This window comes from Falsiroseomonas tokyonensis (assembly GCF_019024325.1).
GTDB classification, from domain to species: Bacteria; Pseudomonadota; Alphaproteobacteria; order Acetobacterales; family Acetobacteraceae; genus Falsiroseomonas; species Falsiroseomonas tokyonensis.
This window is the reverse complement of the sequence record NZ_JAFNJS010000004.1, coordinates 98,020-117,146: the sequence shown is the minus strand read 5'-3', so window position 1 is coordinate 117,146 and position 19,127 is coordinate 98,020. Positions and strand designations below refer to the sequence as shown.

General features: G+C 71.9%; 15 protein-coding genes. 10 read left to right on the top strand and 5 right to left on the bottom strand.

Features of this window, described 5'->3' with window-relative positions:
- Positions 1-50 precede the first annotated feature (50 nt).
- Entirely contained in the window at positions 51-806 is a 756-nt protein-coding gene (locus tag J3S20_RS14310) for a GntR family transcriptional regulator (RefSeq protein WP_216837177.1), read from the bottom strand.
- A gap of 208 nt (positions 807-1,014) precedes the next feature.
- On the opposite strand from J3S20_RS14310, the gene J3S20_RS14305 reads away from it, so the two are divergent.
- The 6 genes from J3S20_RS14305 to J3S20_RS31125 all read left to right on the top strand — a co-directional run bounded on the left by J3S20_RS14305 (position 1,015) and on the right by J3S20_RS31125 (position 10,295).
- A complete protein-coding gene (locus tag J3S20_RS14305) occupies positions 1,015-2,118 on the top strand; it encodes an OmpA family protein (RefSeq protein WP_216837176.1) in 1,104 nt (367 codons plus the stop codon).
- 155 nt (positions 2,119-2,273) lie between these two features.
- Positions 2,274-3,896, top strand: a complete 1,623-nt coding sequence (locus J3S20_RS14300; protein ID WP_216837175.1) for a carboxyl transferase domain-containing protein — start codon at positions 2,274-2,276, stop codon at positions 3,894-3,896.
- Positions 3,893-5,899 carry an ATP-binding protein gene (locus J3S20_RS14295; protein ID WP_343215224.1) on the top strand — a complete coding sequence of 669 codons (2,007 nt, stop codon included), beginning with the start codon at positions 3,893-3,895 and terminating at the stop codon, positions 5,897-5,899. The genes J3S20_RS14300 and J3S20_RS14295 overlap by 4 nt, the downstream gene beginning before the upstream one ends.
- 77 nt (positions 5,900-5,976) lie before the next feature.
- Positions 5,977-7,011: an SdrD B-like domain-containing protein gene (locus tag J3S20_RS14290; RefSeq protein WP_216837174.1), complete on the top strand. Its 1,035-nt coding sequence runs from the start codon at positions 5,977-5,979 to the stop codon at positions 7,009-7,011.
- An 83-nt stretch (positions 7,012-7,094) separates the two neighbouring features.
- The gene (locus tag J3S20_RS14285) at positions 7,095-8,066 is read left to right on the top strand and encodes a Bug family tripartite tricarboxylate transporter substrate binding protein (protein WP_216837173.1); all 972 of its coding nucleotides are present in this window, start codon (positions 7,095-7,097) and stop codon (positions 8,064-8,066) included.
- Positions 8,067-8,234: 168 nt separating this feature from the next.
- Complete coding sequence (locus J3S20_RS31125) at positions 8,235-10,295, top strand: hybrid sensor histidine kinase/response regulator (RefSeq protein ID WP_216837172.1); 2,061 nt, start codon at positions 8,235-8,237, stop codon at positions 10,293-10,295.
- An 89-nt stretch (positions 10,296-10,384) separates the two neighbouring features.
- On the opposite strand, the gene J3S20_RS14275 is transcribed toward J3S20_RS31125, so the two are convergent.
- Together J3S20_RS14275 and J3S20_RS14270 are read right to left on the bottom strand one after the other, a co-directional pair.
- Entirely contained in the window at positions 10,385-11,563 is a 1,179-nt protein-coding gene (locus tag J3S20_RS14275; protein ID WP_216837171.1) for a M20 aminoacylase family protein, read from the bottom strand.
- 80 nt (positions 11,564-11,643) lie between these two features.
- A complete protein-coding gene (locus tag J3S20_RS14270; protein ID WP_456305697.1) occupies positions 11,644-12,540 on the bottom strand; it encodes a LysR family transcriptional regulator in 897 nt (298 codons plus the stop codon).
- Positions 12,541-12,668: 128 nt separating this feature from the next.
- Here J3S20_RS14270 and J3S20_RS14265 point away from each other — a divergent pair, with 128 nt between their 5' ends.
- The 3 genes from J3S20_RS14265 (at position 12,669) to J3S20_RS14255 (ending at position 14,737) form a co-directional block, all read left to right on the top strand.
- The gene (locus J3S20_RS14265) at positions 12,669-13,076 is read left to right on the top strand and encodes a cyclophilin-like fold protein (RefSeq protein WP_216837170.1); all 408 of its coding nucleotides are present in this window, start codon (positions 12,669-12,671) and stop codon (positions 13,074-13,076) included.
- 73 nt (positions 13,077-13,149) lie between these two features.
- Positions 13,150-14,250 (top strand): alpha/beta hydrolase, encoded by a 1,101-nt coding sequence (locus J3S20_RS14260; RefSeq protein WP_216837169.1) that lies wholly within the window; start codon positions 13,150-13,152, stop codon positions 14,248-14,250.
- Positions 14,251-14,341: 91 nt separating this feature from the next.
- A complete protein-coding gene (locus tag J3S20_RS14255) occupies positions 14,342-14,737 on the top strand; it encodes a (R)-mandelonitrile lyase (protein ID WP_216837168.1) in 396 nt (131 codons plus the stop codon).
- 42 nt (positions 14,738-14,779) lie between these two features.
- Here J3S20_RS14255 and J3S20_RS14250 read toward each other — a convergent pair whose 3' ends face one another.
- Positions 14,780-16,486, bottom strand: coding sequence for a dihydroxy-acid dehydratase (locus J3S20_RS14250; protein ID WP_216837167.1), 1,707 nt, complete (start codon positions 16,484-16,486; stop codon positions 14,780-14,782).
- A gap of 43 nt (positions 16,487-16,529) precedes the next feature.
- Complete coding sequence (locus J3S20_RS14245) at positions 16,530-17,504, bottom strand: Bug family tripartite tricarboxylate transporter substrate binding protein (RefSeq protein ID WP_216837166.1); 975 nt, start codon at positions 17,502-17,504, stop codon at positions 16,530-16,532.
- Positions 17,505-17,701: 197 nt separating this feature from the next.
- On the opposite strand from J3S20_RS14245, the gene J3S20_RS14240 reads away from it, so the two are divergent.
- A complete protein-coding gene (locus J3S20_RS14240) occupies positions 17,702-19,126 on the top strand; it encodes an aldehyde dehydrogenase family protein (protein WP_216837165.1) in 1,425 nt (474 codons plus the stop codon).
- Position 19,127: the final 1 nt, after the last annotated feature.

The following is a 19,127-nucleotide window of genomic DNA, read 5'->3' as shown; positions in this document are numbered from 1 at the left end:
CCCTGATGCCTGCTTGACGTGCTGGCATGCCAGTCATGTTCCAGGGCGATCTATGCGGTGGGGCCGGTTTCCGGGTCAAGCTCGGGCACGGTGCGGCGGGCCAGGCGGATCATCTGCGCGATCAGCCGGTCGGAGGCCTCGGCCGCCATCGCCTCCTGCCCCTCCGCCACGGCGCCGGCGACGGCCACGTGCAGCGCGGCGGTCTCGGTCAGCTCCTCCTCGGCGCTGTGGTGGTAGAACCAGAAGCGCCGCGCCACGGCATGCAGGCTGGCGACGCAGGCGGCGGCCACCGGGTTGCGGGCCGCCTCGGCCAGCGCCTGGCTGAGCTGCCCGTCCAGGCGCAGGAAACCGCGCGCATCCTGGATGCGGGCGGCTTCCGTCATGCCGGCGGCCAGCGCGGCCAGGGCGGCGCGCTCGGCCGGGCGGGCGCGGCGGGCGGCGGCGCGGGCGATCAGCCGGTCCAGCTCCCGCCGGGTTTCCAGCACATGCAGCTGCTGGTGCAGGTCCACCCCGGTGACCACCACGCCCCGGCGCGGCAGCACCTGCACCAGGTGTTCCCGCGCCAGGCGCTGCAGCGCTTCCCGCACCGGGGTGGTGCCGATGCCCAGCAGCCGGCCGAGAATGGCCTCGGAGACCACGCTGCCGGGGGCGAGGTCGAGGGTGACGATCATTTCCTCGAGTCGGGCATAGGCCGACTCGGTCAGGGTGGGCGCGGCCCAGCCGGGGGCGGGGGAAGGGTGCGCCGAAGCGCTGCCGGAGGGGCTGCCGGAGGGGCTGGCAGAGGGGGAGGCGGCGGGTCGGGTCATGCGGAGGCAGCTTAACATGCGGCGGCAGCCTCCGCGCCCGGCTTAACAACTGTTGCGCCGCAGCCACAGCCTGCGACCCGTTGCCGGAGCGGCATCATCAACCTCTCGCTCGCGCCGCGGTTGCGAGGTAGAAAATCCTCGAATGGGCGTCCGGATCGTGCCGGCCTGCCATCTCTCCGGACTAACCGGGGACCAAGGAGCGATGATCATGCGAGTTCGGAACGCCCTCCTGGCCGCAACCTTCCTGGCCCTGCCGCTGGCAGCCCAGGCACAGCCGATCAGCGGCTTCTATGTCGGCGCTGGCGCCGGCGTGAACCTGCTGCAGGAAAGCGATGTCAGCACGAGCGGCCCCGTGGTCGCCGGCACGACCAACGCCCAGCGCAGCGGCCAGATCGAGTTCAACTACGGCTATGTTGGCGTGATCAGCCTCGGCTACGGCTACGGCAACGGCGTCCGCGTGGAGCTCGAGGCCTCCTACCGCGAGAACGAGGTGGACGGCATCAGCGGCTTCACCGGCCTGACCCGCCCGGTGCGGACGGATGGCAAGGCCCGCTCCTACGGCGTGATGGCCAACGCCCTGTATGACTTCGACCTGGGCCCGGGCAGCTTCATCACGCCGTATGTCGGCGCCGGTGCGGGCTACATCTGGCACGAGTATGACAGCGTCCGCGCGGTTGGCGCCAATGGCATCAACTCCGTGACCGATGGCGAGCAGGGCCGCTTCGCCTACCAGGCGATCGTCGGCGCCGCCTTCCCGATCTCCGCGGTGCCCGGCCTGGCCGTGACCACGGAATACCGCTTCATGGGCACGCTCTCCCCGGAGCTGGACACCCGTAGCAACGCCCGCCCGGGCGCGGCCGGCAATGCCGAGGTGGACAACTTCAACCACAGCCTGCTGATCGGCCTGCGCTACGCCTTCGGCGTGACGCCGCCGCCGCCGGTCGTGGCCCCGGCCGCCCCGCCGGCCGCCGCCCCGGCCGTCGCCCGCACCTACCTGGTGTTCTTCGACTTCGACCGCGCCGACCTGACGGACCGTGCACGCCAGATCATCGCGGAAGCCGCGACGAACAGCCAGCGCGTCGGCACGACCCGCATCGAGGTCTCCGGCCACGCCGACCGCTCCGGCACGCCGCAGTACAACCAGCGCCTGTCCGAGCGCCGCGCTGCCGCCGTGGCGGCCGAGCTGGAGCGCCGTGGCGTGGCCCGCTCCGCCATGTCGATCCAGGCCTTCGGCGAGAGCCGCCCGCTGGTCCCGACCGCCGACGGTGTGCGCGAGCCGCAGAACCGCCGCGTCGAGATCGTCCTGCGCTGATCTCAGGCCCTTCAGGCCAGACGGAAGAGGGCGCCTTCGGGCGCCCTTTTTTGTTGTCCGGTGCGCCCCGCCCCGGGGGCTGATTGACGGAACCCCGTCCGGCATGCCGCAGTGGCGGAAAGCTGGGGGGAGTGGCGGATGACGGGGTTCGGGCCATGCCGGTGATCGTCAGCGCGGCCGATCCGCGTTCCACCAGCTTCCGCGCCCATGCGGCGCGCATGGCGGAACTGGTGGCGGAGCTTCGCAGCACGGTGGAGCGGATCCGGCTGGGCGGCGGGGAAGCCGCCCGCAAGCGCCACCTGGACCGCAGCAAGCTGCTGCCGCGCGATCGCATCCGCGCCCTGATCGACCCGGCCTCGCCCTTCCTGGAACTCTCCCAGCTCGCTGCGCAGGGGATGTATGGCGGGGAGGTGCCGGCGGGCGGGATCATCACCGGCATCGGCCGCGTCGCCGGACGCGAATGCATGATCGTCGCCAACGACGCCACGGTGAAGGGCGGCACCTACTTCCCCGTCACCGTGAAGAAGCACCTGCGGGCGCAGGAGATCGCGGAGCAGAACCGGCTGCCCTGCCTCTATCTGGTGGATAGCGGCGGCGCCAACCTGCCGAACCAGGACGAGGTCTTTCCGGACCGCGACCACTTCGGCCGCATCTTCTTCAACCAGGCCCGGATGTCGGCGGCGGGCATCCCGCAGATCGCGGTGGTGATGGGCAGCTGCACGGCCGGCGGCGCCTATGTGCCGGCCATGGCGGACCAGGCCATCATCGTCCGCAACCAGGGCACCATCTTCCTGGCCGGCCCCCCTTTGGTGAAGGCCGCGACCGGGGAGGTGGTCTCCGCCGAGGATCTCGGCGGGGCGGAGCTGCATAGCCGCACCTCCGGCGTCACCGACCACCTGGCGGAATCGGACGACCATGCGCTGGGCCTGGCGCGGCGGATCGTCGCCGGGCTGAACCGCGCCAAGCCCGCCGGCTTCGACGACCCCGCGCCGCCGCGCCCGCCGCTCTACCCGCCGGAGGAGCTGGGCGGCGTAGTCCCCACCGACTTCGCCGAAGGCTATGACGTGCGGGAGGTGATCGCCCGCCTCGTCGACGCCAGCGAATTCGACGAGTTCAAGCCGCTTTATGGCCCGACGCTGGTCACCGGCTTCGCCCGGATCTGGGGCTACCGAGTCGGCATCGTCGCCAATAACGGCGTGCTTTTTTCCGAATCGGCCCAGAAGGGCGCGCATTTCATCGAGCTGTGTGACCAGCGCGGCATCCCGCTGGTCTTCCTGCAGAACATCACCGGCTTCATGGTCGGCCGGAAATACGAATCCGGCGGCATCGCCAAGGACGGCGCCAAGATGGTGACCGCCGTGGCCACCGCCCGGGTGCCGAAATTCACCGTCATCATCGGCGGCAGCTTTGGCGCGGGCAATTACGGCATGTGCGGCCGCGCCTATGCGCCGCGCTTCCTCTTCATGTGGCCGAATGCGCGCATCAGCGTGATGGGTGGGCCACAGGCCGCCGCGGTGATGGCGACGCTGCGGCGCGACGCGATCGAATCCCGCGGCGGCGCCTGGTCCGCGGAAGAGGAGGCCGCCTTCAAGGCGCCGATCGCGGCACAGTATGAGGCTCAGGGTAGCCCGGCCTATGCCTCGGCCCGCATCTGGGACGATGGCGTGATCCCGCCGGAGGATACGCGGCTGGTGCTGGCGCTCGCGCTCTCGGCCGCGCGCAACAACCCGGTGCCGGGCTGGGATGGGGAGGCACGCTTCGGCGTGTTCCGCCTGTGACCCGCCCCTTTGGCAGCCTGCTGGTCGCGAATCGCGGGGAGATCGCGGTCCGCATCCTGGCCACCGCCCGGCGCATGGGGCTGCGCGGCATCGCGGTGTTTTCCGATGCCGATGCGGGGGCGGCGCATGTCGCCGCGGCCGATGCGGCCGCGCGGCTCGGCCCGGCCCCGGCCCGCGAAAGCTATCTCAGCATCCCCGCCATCCTGGCCGCCGCCCGCGCCACGGGGGCAGAGGCGGTGCATCCCGGCTATGGCTTCCTCTCGGAAAACGCGGATTTCGCCGAAGCCGTGATCGAAGCCGGCCTCACCTGGGTCGGGCCCCCGCCCGCCGCCATCCGCGCCATGGGCTCCAAGGCCGCGGCCAAGGCGCTGATGGAGGCTTCCAGCGTGCCGCTGGTGCCCGGCTATCACGGGGAGGACCAGTCGGAGGACCGGCTGCGGGCGGAGGCCGCGCGCATCGGCTTTCCCATCCTGGTCAAGGCCAGCGCCGGCGGCGGCGGCAAGGGCATGAAGGTGGCGACCAGCGCGGCGGAGCTGGAGGAGGCGCTGTCCCTGGCCAAGGGCGAGGCGCGCGCCGCCTTCGGCGACGACCGCCTGCTGCTCGAACGCTACCTGGCGCAACCTCGTCATATCGAGATCCAGGTCTTTGGCGACAGCCAGGGCCATATCATCCACCTGCATGAGCGCGACTGCTCCATCCAGCGCCGTCACCAGAAGGTGGTGGAGGAGGCGCCCGCCCCGGGCATGACCGCGGAACGCCGCGCCGCCATGGGCGCCGCCGCCTGCGCCGCCGCCCGCGCGGTGGGTTACGTCGGCGCCGGCACGGTCGAATTCATCGCCACCGACGAAGACTTCCACTTCATGGAGATGAACACCCGGCTGCAGGTGGAGCATCCGGTGACGGAGGCCATCACCGGCCTCGACCTCGTGGAATGGCAGCTGCGCATCGCGATGGGGGAGGCGCTGCCGCTGCGCCAGGACCAGGTTCTCCTCAATGGCCATGCCATCGAGGTGCGGCTTTATGCCGAGGACCCGGCGCGGGACTTCGCGCCCTCCACCGGGATGCTGAAGCATCTGGCGCTGCCCGAGGGCCTGCCGGGCATCCGGGTGGACGCCGGGGTGCGGCCGGGGGATGCGGTCTCCATCCATTACGACCCGATGCTGGCCAAGATCATCGCCCATGGGCCGGACCGCGCCACGGCGCTGCGGCGGCTGGACCGTGCGCTAGCTGCCTCCGCCGTCGCCGGCATCCGCAGCAACCTGCCGCTGCTGCGTGGCATCGCCGCGCATCCGGACTTCGCCGCGGCGGCGCTGGATACCGGCTTCATCGCCCGCCATGCCGAGGCGCTGCTGGCGCCGTCCGGCCCGGCCCCCCGCGCGGCGCTGGCGGCGGCGCTGCTGCGCATGCTGCGGGATGCCTCCCGCACCGAGGCGGCGGATCCGCATTCCCCCTGGGGCGAGGCCAGCGCCTGGCGCCTGAACGGCCCCGGCCACCAGGATTTCCGGCTGCGGGACGGGGAGGCGGTGCTGCGGCTGCGGACGCATCCCGGCGCCGATCCGCGCCTCGACCTGCCGGATGGCCCGGCCGAGGTCGCGGCGGCGCACTGGCAGGGTGAGGCGCTCTCGGCCGTGCTGGACGGCCAGGCCTTCCGCGCCACCGTGCTGCGGGACGGCGCCGCGCTGACGGTGCTGCTGGATGGCGCGACCCATGAGCTGGCGCTGGTCGATCCCGGCGCGGCCTCCGGCACCGCGCAGGAAGGCGGCGGCCGGGTGCTGGCGCCCATGCCGGGGCGGATCCTCAGCCTGCTGGTGGAGGAGGGGCAGGCGGTGGCGCGCGGCACGGTGCTGCTGGTGATGGAGGCGATGAAGGTGCAGATGCGCATCGCCGCCCCGGCAGATGGCCTGGTGCAGGCCCTGCGCTGCCGGGTCGGCGAGCTGGTGGAGGATGGGGCGGAGCTGGTGCTGCTGGTCGCGGCGGAGGAGCACGCGGCCGGCAAGGCTTGAGATGGTCTAAAAAATAGGTATATGGATCATTAACGGGATGATCCGGCGCCCGGCCGGCGACCCGCTGAGGGTCCCGCATGTCCGTCACGCCGCGCCTTGCCCCCTTCGACCTGCTGAGCCTCGACGCGCCGGAGGACAGGGCCGCCGCCGACTGGCGCCTCGCCTGGCTGCTGGAACGGCCCGGCCCGCCCGGCCATGGCGCCCCGGCCACGCCTGCCGATCCGGGTCCCGGCGTCCCCCCACCCCCGGCCTGGGAGCAGCTGGCGACAGAAATGCCGGGGGAGGCGGACTGGACCGAAGCGGGCCTCGCCAGGCCGGAGGATCCGGCGGCGCCCCCTGCGCCCCGGCAACCCGACGCCGCCTTGCCGCCCGAGCCGGTGGCCGAGGCGCCGGCGCCCGGCCGCGCCACGCTCGGCGGCCGGGTCTTCGAGGATGCCAATGGCAATGGCCGGCAGGACCCTGGCGAGGCTGGCGTCGCCGGAAGGCTGGTGGCGCTGCTGGATGCCACGGGCCTCGCCACCGGCCGCAGCGCCGTCACCGATGCGGAGGGCCTGTTCCGCTTCGAGGATCTGGCCGCCGGCACCTATCGCCTGGGTTTCGCGCCGCAGGGCGCGCAGCCCTTTTCCACGCCCTCGCCCGGGAGCCAGGTCGATCCGCGCAGCGGCCTGACCGAGGCGGTGACGCTGGCGGAGGGCGGGGCGGCCCGGCTGGATGCGGGCGTCTTCACCCCCGCAGCGCTCGCCGGCCGCGCCTGGCAGGACCTGGATGGCGACGGAAGCCGCGCGGTGGGGGAGGCGGCGATCGCCGGCGCCGGGGTACGCCTGCTGGATGCCGCCGGCCGCGTGCTGGCCGCCACCAGCACGGATGCGGAGGGCGCCTGGCGCTTCAGCGGTCTTGCCCCCGCCACCTATCGGGTGGAGATCGCCTGGGACGCTCATCTGGGCCGCAGCGGAATGCTGCTGCTCGCCTCAGGCGAGCTGGCGCAGGACATCGATCTCGGCCTGGTCCCGCCGCCGGCCCCATCGGTCGGCCTGGACCAAGGCGTGGCGGCAGATCCCGCTTCAGGCCTGGCCGCGCTGCATGCCATGCTGGGGTCCGACCTCGTACTGTAGCGGAACGGCTTGACACCTCCCATCCCCTGCCAGGATGCTTAGGTATTGAAGCATTTACCGAAGCAAGAACCGAAGGGGGAAACATGACCGTCGCACCCACGCGCCGGGGGGCGCTCGCGCTGGCGCTCGGTGGATTGGCGCTGCCTGCGCCGGGCCGGGCCCAGGGCCTGCGCAATGCCCGGTTGGTCGTGCCCTATCCGCCCGGCGGCACCACGGACCTCACCGCCCGGCTCATCGCCCCCCGCGCGGCGGAGCTGCTGGGCGGCGCCTGGGTGATCGAGAACCGCTCCGGCGCCAATGGCGTGGTGGGGGCGGAGCTGGTGGCGCGCAGCGCGCCGGATGGCGGCACGCTGCTCTATTCGAATGAGGTCCTGACCGTGCTGCCCTTCGTGCAGCGCAACGTGCCCTTCGACCTGCGGGCGGATTTCACCCCGGTCGCGCGCACCGTCTCCATCCCCTATGTGCTGGTCGGCGGCAGCGGCCTGGCACCGCAGGACCTGACGGCGCTGCTGGCCGCGCTGCGCGCGACGCCGGAGCGTTTCTCCTTCGCCGGCTCCTCGCTCGGCTCGGTCGGCCAGCTGGCCACCGCGGCGCTGTGGCAGAAGCTGGGGGTGGAGACCACCTTCGTCTCCTATCGCGGCACCGGCCCGGCGATGAACGACCTGGTCTCCGGCGCCGTCAGCCTGTTCTTCGCCCCGCTCGGCCCCGCCATCCCGCTGGTGCGGGAGGGCCGGCTGCGCGCCTATTGCGTCACCTCCGCCGGCCGCCAGCGGGTGCTGCCGGAGGTGCCGACGCTGATCGAGGCCGGCTTCCCCGACATGGCCTATGAGGGCTGGACCGGCATCTGGGGGCCGAAGGACCTGCCGGCGGATTTCGTCACCCGCGCCAATGCGGCGGTGAACCAGGCGGCGGCCGAACCCGCGGTGGCCGCCCGCATGGCCGATCTGGGCCTGACACCACTGGCCGAGACGCCGGCCCGCTTCGCCGAGGTGATCGCCGCCGAGATCGCCCGCAACCAGGCGCTGGTGGCCGCGGCGCGAATCCAGCCGCAATAGCGGGTTGCGGCCGCGCAGGGGCTTGCCCGTGGCGGTAGGCCTGGTGGGTGACTTTGCCTGTGCGGATGGTATGTTGGGACTGCGGTTAACCCGTCATCCGGCGTTCCGGAGCAGGAGGTCCGCGTACGCACCCCTGTCCGGCCCCGGTCCGAAGGCCCCCGCGCGCTCGTGTTCCCCCCCGCAGCCGATCCGGATGTACCGCCTGGCAAGGTCGCGAAGCGGTCCTGGCCCTGGCGCCAGTTCGAGCTGATCGGCCCCTTCCTGGCCATCCTGCCGCTGGCCGCCTTCAGCCTGGCCGTGGTGCTCGGCTTCAAGGCGGAACGCGCGGCGGACCGGGCGGAGGATGTGGTGCGCACCACCACGGCGTTGGTGGCAGGCCTCGATTCCGAACTGCGCGCCGGGCTGCGCGCGCTGGATGCGCTGGCCGGGTCGCAGCACCTGAAAAGCGGCGACCTCTCCGGATTCCGGCAGGAGGCCCAGCGCCTGCTGGCGCGGGAGCCCTATTGGTTCACCATCGCGCTGACCGATGGCGAACGCCAAATTCTCAACCTGCGCTACCCAGAGGGCGCGCCGCTGCCGGCGATCCAGGACCTGGCCGCCGTCGGCAGCGTGCTGCGCACCGGCTATGCCGCCCTGGGCGGGCTGGTGGAGAGGCGGGTGTCCTACCGCGTGCCGGTGCGGGTCGATGGCGTGGTGCGCTTCGCCCTGGTGGCCACGCAGGAAGCCACGACCTTCGCCATGCTGCTGGACCGCGCCGGCCTGCCGCGCGGCTGGTCCGCCCTGCTGCTGGACGGCGATGGCCGGGTGATCGCCCGCGCCGCCAGCGGCCGGTCGGAGCCCGAGCTGCTGCGCCCCGCGCTCAGCCATCGCGACGTGACCGAGGTGGGCGGGATGACGGCCCTGGCCCTGCCCTTGGGCGACAGCCGCTGGTCGCTGCTGGTCGCGGCGCCGCCGCCAGGCTTCATCGAGAAGGCAACCAGCTGGCTGGTGGTGGCGCTCGGCCTCGCCACCCTGGTCGCGGCACTGGGCATTGCCGCGCGGATGACGCGCCGCGAACCGGCGCAGGAGGTGCCGCGGCCCGGTGGGCAGAGCGAGGCCATGGCCCGCGCCGCCGAGCAGGATCGCAGCCGCAACGCGCTGATGGCCGCCGTCAGCCAGGAGCTCTGCGCCCCGCTCACCGGCCTGCTGGACTATACGGACCGCCTGGCCAAGGCGGAGCTGCCGGCGGAGGCGCGGGGCTGGGTGGAGCAGCAGCGCCAGGCCGGCGGCGCGCTGCTGGCCCTGGTGGGCGATGTACTGGACTTCGCGCGGCTGGAGGAAGGCAGCATCGCGCTGGAGGACACCGATATCGAGATCGCCGCCCTGCTGGAGGATTGCGCCGCGCTGATGCGCCCGGCGGCGCAGGCCAAGGGGCTGGCCCTGCAACTGGCGATCGATGCCGGCCTGCCGCGCTGGATCCGCGGCGACCCGATGCGGCTGCGCCAGGTGACGACCAAGCTGCTGGACAATGCCATTCGCGCCAGCCCGCAAGGCTCGGTGGTGCTGGCCGCCCGGCTGACACCGCGGCCGGAGCGGGTGGAGATCTCGGTGCTCGACCAGGGTCCCGGCATCCTCGAGGCCGAGATGCCGCGGCTTTTCGACCGGTTTCGCGACAGCGCCGCGCAGCAGGCCGTGGGCGTCCAGGCCGTGCGCGGCGGCTCCGGCCTCGGCCTGGCCATCTGCCGGCGGGTGGTGGAGGCGATGGGCGGGGCGATCGGCGCCGAAAGCCCGGGCGGGAACGGTGCGCGCTTCGTCTTCTGGGTCCCCTTCCGCCCTGGCGCCGCCCCGGCGCAGGCGCGTGGAACCCAGGCGCTGCGCATCCTGGTGGCGGAAGATGTGGCGGCCAGCCGGCTGCTGCTCGCCACGCTGCTGGAACGCGCCGGCCACCAGGTGACCGCGACGGCCGATGGCCCGGCCGCGCTGGCGGCGCTGCATGGCGCACGCTTCGACCTGGCGGTGCTGGACCTGCATATGCCGGGGCTGGGCGGGCTCGGCGTGGCGCAGGCGGTGCGGGCGCTGCAGGGGGAGGCGTCCCGCATGCCGATGATCGCGCTGACCGCGGATTCGGCGGAGGAGCTGGAAGGGCAGTGCCGCGCCGCCGGCTTCGACGCGGTGCTGCGCAAGCCCTTCGAGACGCGGCGGCTGCTCGGCCTGGTCGATGGCCTGCGCATGCGCAGGGTGGGCGCCTGAGACATTCGAGCCTTTTCGGTGAAAAGGCTCCCTCGAACGCCGGCGCCCCTCCGGGGCTTGGCTTCTTGCGCCGCGTCGCGCGCCGGGGGCTATCGCCGGGGCAGCACCTGCTCCGCCAGGGTGGCGAACCAGCTGGCGCCGACCGGCAGGATCTCGTCGTTGAAGTCGTATTTCGGGTGGTGGACCATGGCATCGCCCTCCCCCTTGCCGCCGCCCAGGAACAGATAGGCGCCGGGCTTCTCGTTCAGCATGAAGCTGAAATCCTCGCCCCCCATGGTCGGCTGCGGCAGTTTGCGCGCGCGCGCCTCGCCCACCACGGTGGCGGCGGCCTTCGCGGCGATCTCGGTGCTCTCGGCCTCGTTCACCGTGGCGGGATAGGCGCGGGTGAAGCTGGCTTCCGCCGTGGCGCCGAAGCTGGCGGCGATGCCGGTGACGATGCGCAGGAAATTGGCCTCCAGCAGGTCGCTCACCTCGGGCAGGAACCAGCGCGCGGTGCCCTGCATCTGCACGCTTTCCGGGATCACGTTGAAGGTGAAGCCGCCCTTGATATGGCCGATAGTGATGACCCCGGCCTCCAGCGGATTCACGTTGCGCGCCACCACGCTCTGCAGGGCGGTGACGATGTGCGACGCGATCAGGATCGGGTCGATGCCGTTATGCGGCATGGCGCCATGCGCGCCGCGGCCGGTGATGGTGGCCTCCAGATTGGCGACCGCGGCCATGACCGGGCCGGGGGCGTGCAGGAAGGTGCCGGCCGGGGCGCCGGGCCAGTTGTGCAGGCCGAAGATGCGGTCCATCGGGAAGCGCTCGAACAGCCCCTCCTTCACCATCACCTCGCCGCCCGCCAGGTTCTCCTCCGCCGGCTGGAAGACCAGGTAGACGGTGCCGGAGAAATTGCGCGTCTCGGCCAGGTAGCGCGCGGCGCCGAGCAGCATGGTGGTGTGCCCGTCATGGCCGCAGGCATGCATGATGCCGGGGGTCTGGGAGGCATAGGGCTTGCCCGTCGCTTCCTCGATCGGCAGGGCGTCCATGTCGGCCCGGAAGCCGATGGCGCGGCCATTCGGGCCGCCCTGGCCGTGGATCACGCCGACCACGCCGGTGGTGGCGATGCCGGTGATGACCTCGTCGCAGCCGAATTCGCGCAGCTTGGCGGCGACCACGCCGCTGGTGCGGACCTCCTGGAAGCCGAGTTCCGGATGGCGGTGCAGGTCGTGCCGCCATTCGGTCATCTCGGGGTGGAATTCGGCGATGCGGTTGATGATCGGCATGGTGCGGCTCCGACAGGTCCCGGCCTGTTTGCGGCCGCGCCGCCGCCAGGGCAAGGGGATTGGCCCGCAGCGCGACGGCCTCAGTCGCGGGCGCGCAGCGCCTCGACCAGCAGGGCGAAGGCCGGCGTGGGCTGGCGCCGGCTCGGGTAGTAGAGGTGATAGCCCGGGAAGGGCGGGCACCAGTCGTCGAGCACGCGCTCCAGCCGCCCCTCGGCGAGGTAGGGCTGCGCCTGGTCCTCGAAGACATAGGCCAGGCCGAGGCCCGCCAGCGCGGCCCGCAGCAGCGGCGGTGCCACGTTGAAGACGAGCGGTCCCTCGGCACGCACGCGAAGCTCGCGCCCGCCCCTCTCGAATTCCCAGGCATAGACCCCGCCATGCGTCGGCAGGCGAATGTTGATGCAGGCATGGCTGGTCAGGTCCTGCGGCGTCTTCGGCGCTGGCCGTCGCGCGAAATAGGCCGGCGCGCCGACCACGGCCATGCGCAGCGGCGGCCCGATCCGCACCGCAACCATGTCCTTGCCCACCAGCTCGCCGATCCGGATGCCGGCGTCGAAGCGCCCCGCGGCCAGGTCGGCGAGGGTATTGTCCACATGCACCTCGGCTGAAATCTCCGGATAGGCTGGCAGCAGACGCTCGAGCGCCGGCCAGAGTACCGTCTCGGCCGCGTGCTCGCCGGCCGTGATGCGGATGGTGCCGGCTGGCCGGTCCCGGAGGTCGCCCAGTGCGGCGAGCGTCGCCGCGATCTCGTCCAGGGCGGGTCCAAGGGTACCCAGCAGGCGCTCGCCGGCCTCGGTGGCGGAGACGCTGCGCGTGGTGCGGGTCAGCAGGCGGAGCCCGAGCCGCGCTTCCAGGCCGCGCAGCGTCTGGCTCAGGGCCGAGGGGGAGACACCGAGTTGTGCCGCGGCCCGCGTGAAGCTTCGCGCCTCCGCGACAGCGCGAAAGGCCCGGAGGTCGTTGAGGTCGGCCTGCGGCATCATGAAGTCCACCTTCAAGGTCCATGCGGATATTGCCAGCTAATCGTGTGTGACCGCACCCGCCATCTTGCAGGCCACACCCCGCAGGCCCCGCGGATCGACCGGCGCCCGCGCAAGCCAGGAGACCCGGGATGCTGAAATCCATCACCGCCGCCGTGGCCGCTGCCCTCTGGTCCGACCCGGCCCTGGCGCAGGAGCGCATCCGAATCACTTCCGACTGGGGCGAGGTTGCCGTCGAGCTGGCCGACAACGACGCCGCACGCAGGCTCATGCAGATGCTGCCGCTGACGCTCTCCATGCGCGACCACCTCCGGCAGGAGAAAACGGGCCGACTGCCCGAGCCGCTGCCAGCGGCGGATCGGCAGCAGGACTTTGCGGTCGGGACGCTGGGCCTGTGGGCGTCGGGCAACCTGGTCATCTACTACCGCAGCGGCCGCGTCCCGCTGCCCGGCATCGTCGTGCTTGGCCAAGTCAGCGGTGATGTCGCGATCTTCGACCGGCCTGGCCCGGTGACCGTGCGGCTGGAGCGGGGCCCGTGAGCGCGCCGGCCGGCCCCGCACAGACACGCCACGCACCGACACGCCACGCACCGACGCACGAAGGAGCCCGCCCGTGACCGAAACCCATGCCGCCGCCGACCGCACGCGCCGCCCGGGTGCCGGCCCTGCACGCCGCGACCTGCTGCAGCTGGCCGCCGCCGGCGCTGCCACGTCGATCCTTTCCTCTCCCTCCGCAAAGGCCCAGGACATGTCGAATGGCGCCAACAATTTCTATGTCAGCGACCGGGTGACCGCGCAGAAGGTCGCCTTCCGGAACCAGTACCAGATGACCGTCGCGGGCCAGCTGTTCACGCCCAGGGACCTCGCCCCGAACACCGCGCTGCCGGCCCTCGTGGTCGGGCATCCCATGGGCGCGGTGAAGGAGCAGAGCGCGAATCTCTACGCCACGAAGATGGCGGAGCAGGGCTTCGTCGCGATGTCCATCGACCTGCCCTTCTGGGGCGAGAGCGAAGGCCAGCCCCGCAACCTGGTGGCCCCGGATGCCTATGCCGAGGCTTTCAGCGCCGCGGTCGACTTCCTCGGCAGCCGGCCCTTCATCGACCGGCGACGCATCGGCGCGATCGGGGTCTGCGGCAGTGGCAGCTTCGTGGTCAGTGCCGCCAAGATCGACCCGCGCATGCGCGCCATCGCGACGGTCAGCATGTACGACATGGGCGCGGCCACCCGCGATGCGCTCAACAAGTCGCAGACCCTGGCGCAGCGCAAGCAGGTCATCGCGCAGGCGGCTGCGCAGCGCGACGCGGAGTTCAGCGGCGCGGAGACCCAGTACACCGGCGGGACGGTGCATGCCCTGACCGCCGAGACCCATCCCATCCAGCGCGAGTTCTACGACTTCTACCGCACGCCGCGGGGGGAATACACGCCGCCCGGCCAGTCCCCCCTGCGCACGACGCATCCGACGCTGACCAGCAACGTCAGGTTCATGAACTTCTACCCCTTCAACGACATCGAGACGATCTCCCCGCGCCCCATGCTTTTCATCACGGGGGACCAGGCCCATTCCCGGGAGTTCAGCGAGGAAGCCTACCGGCGTGCGGCGGAGCCGAAGGCATTGCACTATGTCCCGGGCGCCGGGCATGTGGATCTGTACGACAGGGTGGATCTGATTCCCTTCGCGAAGCTTGCGGCCTTCTTCCGGCAGCACATGGCCTGAAGCCGGAGCGGATCACGGCGCGGCCGGGTGGGGCGGGCGAAGGCCCATCGCCGCGCTTGCCGACTGTTGCAACTCATGGAGGAGTCAGGTCATGGATATCATGCGCGCGGGATCGCGGCCTTCCGGCAAGGGGCCGGCCGAGTGGTTCACCGGCCAAGTCCGCGTCGATCCGCTTTTCGAGGCCCCCGACCCGGCACGGGTCGCCGGCGCCCATGTCACCTTCGAGCCGGGTGCCCGGACGGCCTGGCATACGCATCCGCTCGGGCAGACGCTGATCGTCACCGCCGGCCTCGGCTGGGTGGCGCGTGAAGGCGGGCCGGTGGAGGAGATCCGGCCGGGCGACGTGGTCTGGTTCCCGCCGGGCGAGAAGCACTGGCACGGTGCGACGCCGACCACGGCCATGTCGCATATCGCCATCCAGGAGAAGTTCGAGGGCTCGCCCGTGACCTGGATGGAGCAGGTCACGGAGGCGCAGTACCGGCGCTGAAGGCCGGAAGGGCGCCCGCCCGGCGTGATGCCGGGCGGAGGACTACTCTGCGGGCGGCAGCAGGAAGGCGAGGTCCGCGCCTTGCGGCGCCTGGGTCACCTGCTCATGCACCAGCCGGTCCCAGCCGCGGGCCGGGGCAGGGGCAGGGGACCATTGGGCACGGCGGCGGGCCATCTCGTCTTCCGCGACCAGCAGCTCGATTCGCCGGTCTTTCACCGAAAGCCGGATCCGGTCGCCAGTCTGGGCCAGGGCCAGCGGCCCGCCCACCGCCGCTTCCGGCGCCACATGCAGCACGATGGTGCCGAAGGCGGTGCCGGACATGCGGCAGTCGCTGATCCGCACCATGTCCTTCACGCCCTGGCGGGCGAGCTTCTTCGGAATCGGCAGGTAGCCGGCCTCCGGCATGCCGGCGGGGGACCGCGGGCCGGCATTCTTGAGAACCAGGATATCGGTCGCCAGCACGTCCAGGTCCGGGTCGTCCACCCGGTTGGCCAGGTCCTCCAGCCCGTCGAAGACCAGGCAGCGCGCCTCGGTCTCGAACAGGGCGGGGGTGGCGGCGCTGCGCTTCAGGATGGCGCCGTCCGGGGCGAGGGAGCCGTAGAGCGTGACGAGGCCGCCCACCGGCGAAACCGGCGTCTCCCGCGCCCGGATGATCTTGCGATCGACGAAATGCGACCCGTCGCCGATGCGGTCGCGCAGGGTCACGCCGTCGAGGTCGAGCGTGTCCAGGTCCAGCAGGTCGCGGATCTCCCAGAGCAGCGCCTGCATGCCGCCGGCGCTGTGGAAGTCTTCCATATAGCCCTCGCCGGTCGGCTTCAGGTCGACCAGCACGGGGGTGGTCTCGCTGAGCTCGTCCAGGCGCTTCAGGTCCAGCTTCAGCCCGGCGCGGCCGGCGATGGCCGCCAGGTGCACCACGGCATTGGTGGACCCACCGAGCGCCAGCAGGACCCGGACAGCATTGTCGAGATTGCCCTGGGTCATCAGCGAAAGCGGCGAGACCGGTTTCCGGATCAGCCGCACCGCCTGCGCGCCCGCTTCTTCCGCCATGCGCAGCCGGTCCGCATGCACCGCGGGGGCGGAGGCGGCGTCCAACGGCATGAAGCCCAGCGTGCTGGCGATGCAGGCCATGGTGCTGGCCGTGCCCATCACGCCGCAGGTGCCGGCGGTGGTGGCAAGCTTGCCCTCCAGCAGCTTGATGCGCTCGCCCGAGACCTCCCCCGCCCGGTAGCGCGCCCAGTAGCGGCGGCAATCGGTGCAGGCCGACAGGCGTTCCCCCGCGAAGGACTGCGCCAGCATGGGGCCGACCACCAGCATCACGCTCGGCGTGCCGGCGGAGATCGCGGCCATCAGCTGCGCCGGCACGGTCTTGTCGCAGCCGCCCACCAGCACCGCGGCGTCCATCGGCTGGTTCGCCAGCATCGCCTCGGTGTCGAGCGCCATCAGGTTGCGGTAGTGCATGGAGCAGGGGGTGAGGGACGGCTCGCAGATGCTGATGGTCGGGAAGGCCAGCGGCAGGCCGCCGGCGGCCAGCACGCCGCGCTTCACCGCCTCGATCAGCTCCGGCGCCGTGCGGTGGCAGTTGTTGTAGTCCGACCCCGTATCGGCGATGCCCACCACCGGCTTGTCCAGCATGGCCTGGCTGTAGCCCATGGACTTGGCGAAGGAGCGCCGGAGATAGAGGGCGAAATCGCGGTCCCCGTAGTTCGAGGAGCGGTTGGCAAGGCCGTGCGGCTTGGGGGTCGTTTCCATGCGCCGAGCCTGGGTTGTCGCGCGCGGCCTGTCCAGTGGCCGGCTACATGACGATATTCGCCTCCCGCACCACCGGCTCCCACCGCCGCAGCTCCGCGGTGATGAAGGCGCGGAGGTCCGCCGGCGTGCCGCCCACGGGCTGCATGCTGAGCCGCGCCATCGCCTCCGCCCCCTTCGGCCCCTGCAGGAAGGCGTTGATCGCGGCGTTGAGGCCATTGACGATCTCGGGCGGCGTGCCCGCGGGGGCGGCCAGCGCATACCAGGCGCTGGCCTCGAAGCCGCGGAAGCCAGCCTCCTGCACCGTCTCCACCATCGGCAGGTCGGCCGCGCGCTGCGCGGTGGTCACCGCCAGCGCCCGCACCCGCCCGTCCTGCGCCGCCTGCACATAGGTCGGCAGGAAATCCACGGCGAGGTCGATCTGGCCGCCGAGCAGGTCGCTCAGCACTTCGGAGGAGCCGCGATAGGGCACGGCGGTCAGCTCGAAGCGCAGCTCCCGCGCCAGCAGCAGGGCGGCGATATGGCCCAGCGTGCCATTGCCCGGCACCCCCGCCGTCAGGTTGCGGTTGGCCCGCGCCAGGGTCGCCAGCTCGGCGATGCTGCGGACGGGCAGCGCTGCCTTGGCCGCCACCACCAGCGGTGACTTCGCGATCAGCACGATCGGCGCCAATGACTTCTCGGGGTCGTAGGTCAGGTTGCGGTAGGTCAGCTTGTTGTTCGCCAGCGGCCCCGGCGTGCCAAACAGCAGTGTGTAGCCATCCGGCGCCGCGCGGGCGACCAGCGCCGCGCCGATATTGCCGCCGGCGCCGGGGCGGTTGTCGACGATGAAGCGCTGGCCCTGCGTCTCGCTGAGATGCTGCGCCACGGCGCGGGCCAGCAGGTCCGTGCCGCTGCCGGCGGCGAAGGGCATGATGATGGTGACGGTGCGGGACGGCCAGGCCTGCGCGCGCACCGCGGGGGCCGCCAGCAGCCCGGCGGCGCCGAGGCCGAGCGCCATCCGGCGGGACATTAGCTGTGTCACGTGAACCTCCCCGAAATCCGGCCTTGGACTGTTGCGGCCAGCCTAGTTGGGCGGCGGGTCGGTGCGGCGGGGATTGTTGAGGAATTCCATCAGCCGGAATGCGGCGGATTTTCCGGCTGACGGAATGGGCGCGATGCGCGGGCCGTGCCCAGCGCGGGCTCGGCTAGCCTGCCGCTCGCGACTGGGGACGGAAGGTCATGCAGCGGCTGCACTTCTACATCGACGGCGCCTGGGTGGACCCGGCGGTGCCGGCGCGGCTCGGGGTGGTGAACCCGGCGACGGAGGCGGTCTTTGCCGAGATCAGCCTGGGCACTGCCGCCGATCTGGACCGGGCCGTCGCCGCCGCGCGCCGCGCCTTCCCGGCCTATGCCGAGACCAGCGTGGCGCAGCGGCTCGAATGGCTCGACCGCATCATCGCCGGCTTCCGCGCCCGGCTGCCGGAGCTGGCGCGCACCATGACGCTGGAGATGGGCGCGCCGATCACCTTTGCCACCGAACGTCAGGCGACCGTCGCGCTGTTCCACTTCGAGGAAGCGCGCCGCGTGCTGCAGGACTATGCCTTCGAGGAGCGCATGGGCGCCGGCATCGTGCGGCGGGAGCCGATCGGCGTCTGCGGTTTGATCACGCCCTGGAACTGGCCGCTGAACCAGGTGGCATCGAAGGTCGCGCCGGCACTCGCCACCGGCTGCACCGTGGTGCTGAAGCCCAGCGAGATCGCGCCGCTCAGCGCATTGCTGTTTGCCGAGGTGGTGCATGCGGCCGGCCTGCCGCCCGGCGTCTTCAACCTGGTGAATGGCGACGGGCCGACGGTGGGGGAGGCGATCGCGGCGCATCCGGGGATCGACATGGTGTCCTTCACCGGCTCCACCGCCGCCGGCATCCGCGTGGCGAAGCTGGCCGCCGATACCGTGAAGCGGGTGGCGCAGGAGCTCGGCGGCAAGTCCGCCAATATCATCCTGGAGGATGCCGACCTGCGCGCCGCGGTGATCCAGGGCGTCCATGCCTGCAACACCAATGGCGGGCAGAACTGCCAGTCCCCCACCCGCATGCTGGTCCCCCGCGGGCGGCGGGAGGAAGCCTTCGCCGCGGCGCGGGAGGCGATCGGCGCCATCCGCCTCGGCGATCCGCTGGACCACGCCACCACCATGGGCCCGCTGGTCAGCCAGGCGCAGTCCGACCGGGTTCAGGGCTTCATCCAGTCCGGCATCGAGGAAGGCGCCACGCTGGTGGCCGGCGGGCCGGGGCGGCCGGCGGAACTGAATCAGGGCTTCTACGTCCGTCCCACCGTCTTCGGCGACGTCACGCCCGCCATGCGCATCGCGCGGGAGGAAATCTTCGGCCCCGTGCTGGCGATCCTGCCCTACGACACGGACGAGGAGGCGATCGCCATCGCCAACGACACCCCCTTCGGCCTGGCGGGCTTCGTGCAGTGCCGGGACAGGGCGCGCGGCCGGGCGGTGGCCAATCGCATCCGGGCCGGGCGCGTCTACCTGAACGGCGCGCCCTTCGACCGAAGCCTGCCCTTCGGCGGCTACAAGCAATCCGGCAACGGCCGCGAATTCGGCGTCTTCGGCTTCGAGGAATACCTGGAGGTGAAGGCGATCCTGGGCGCGGAGGCCTGAG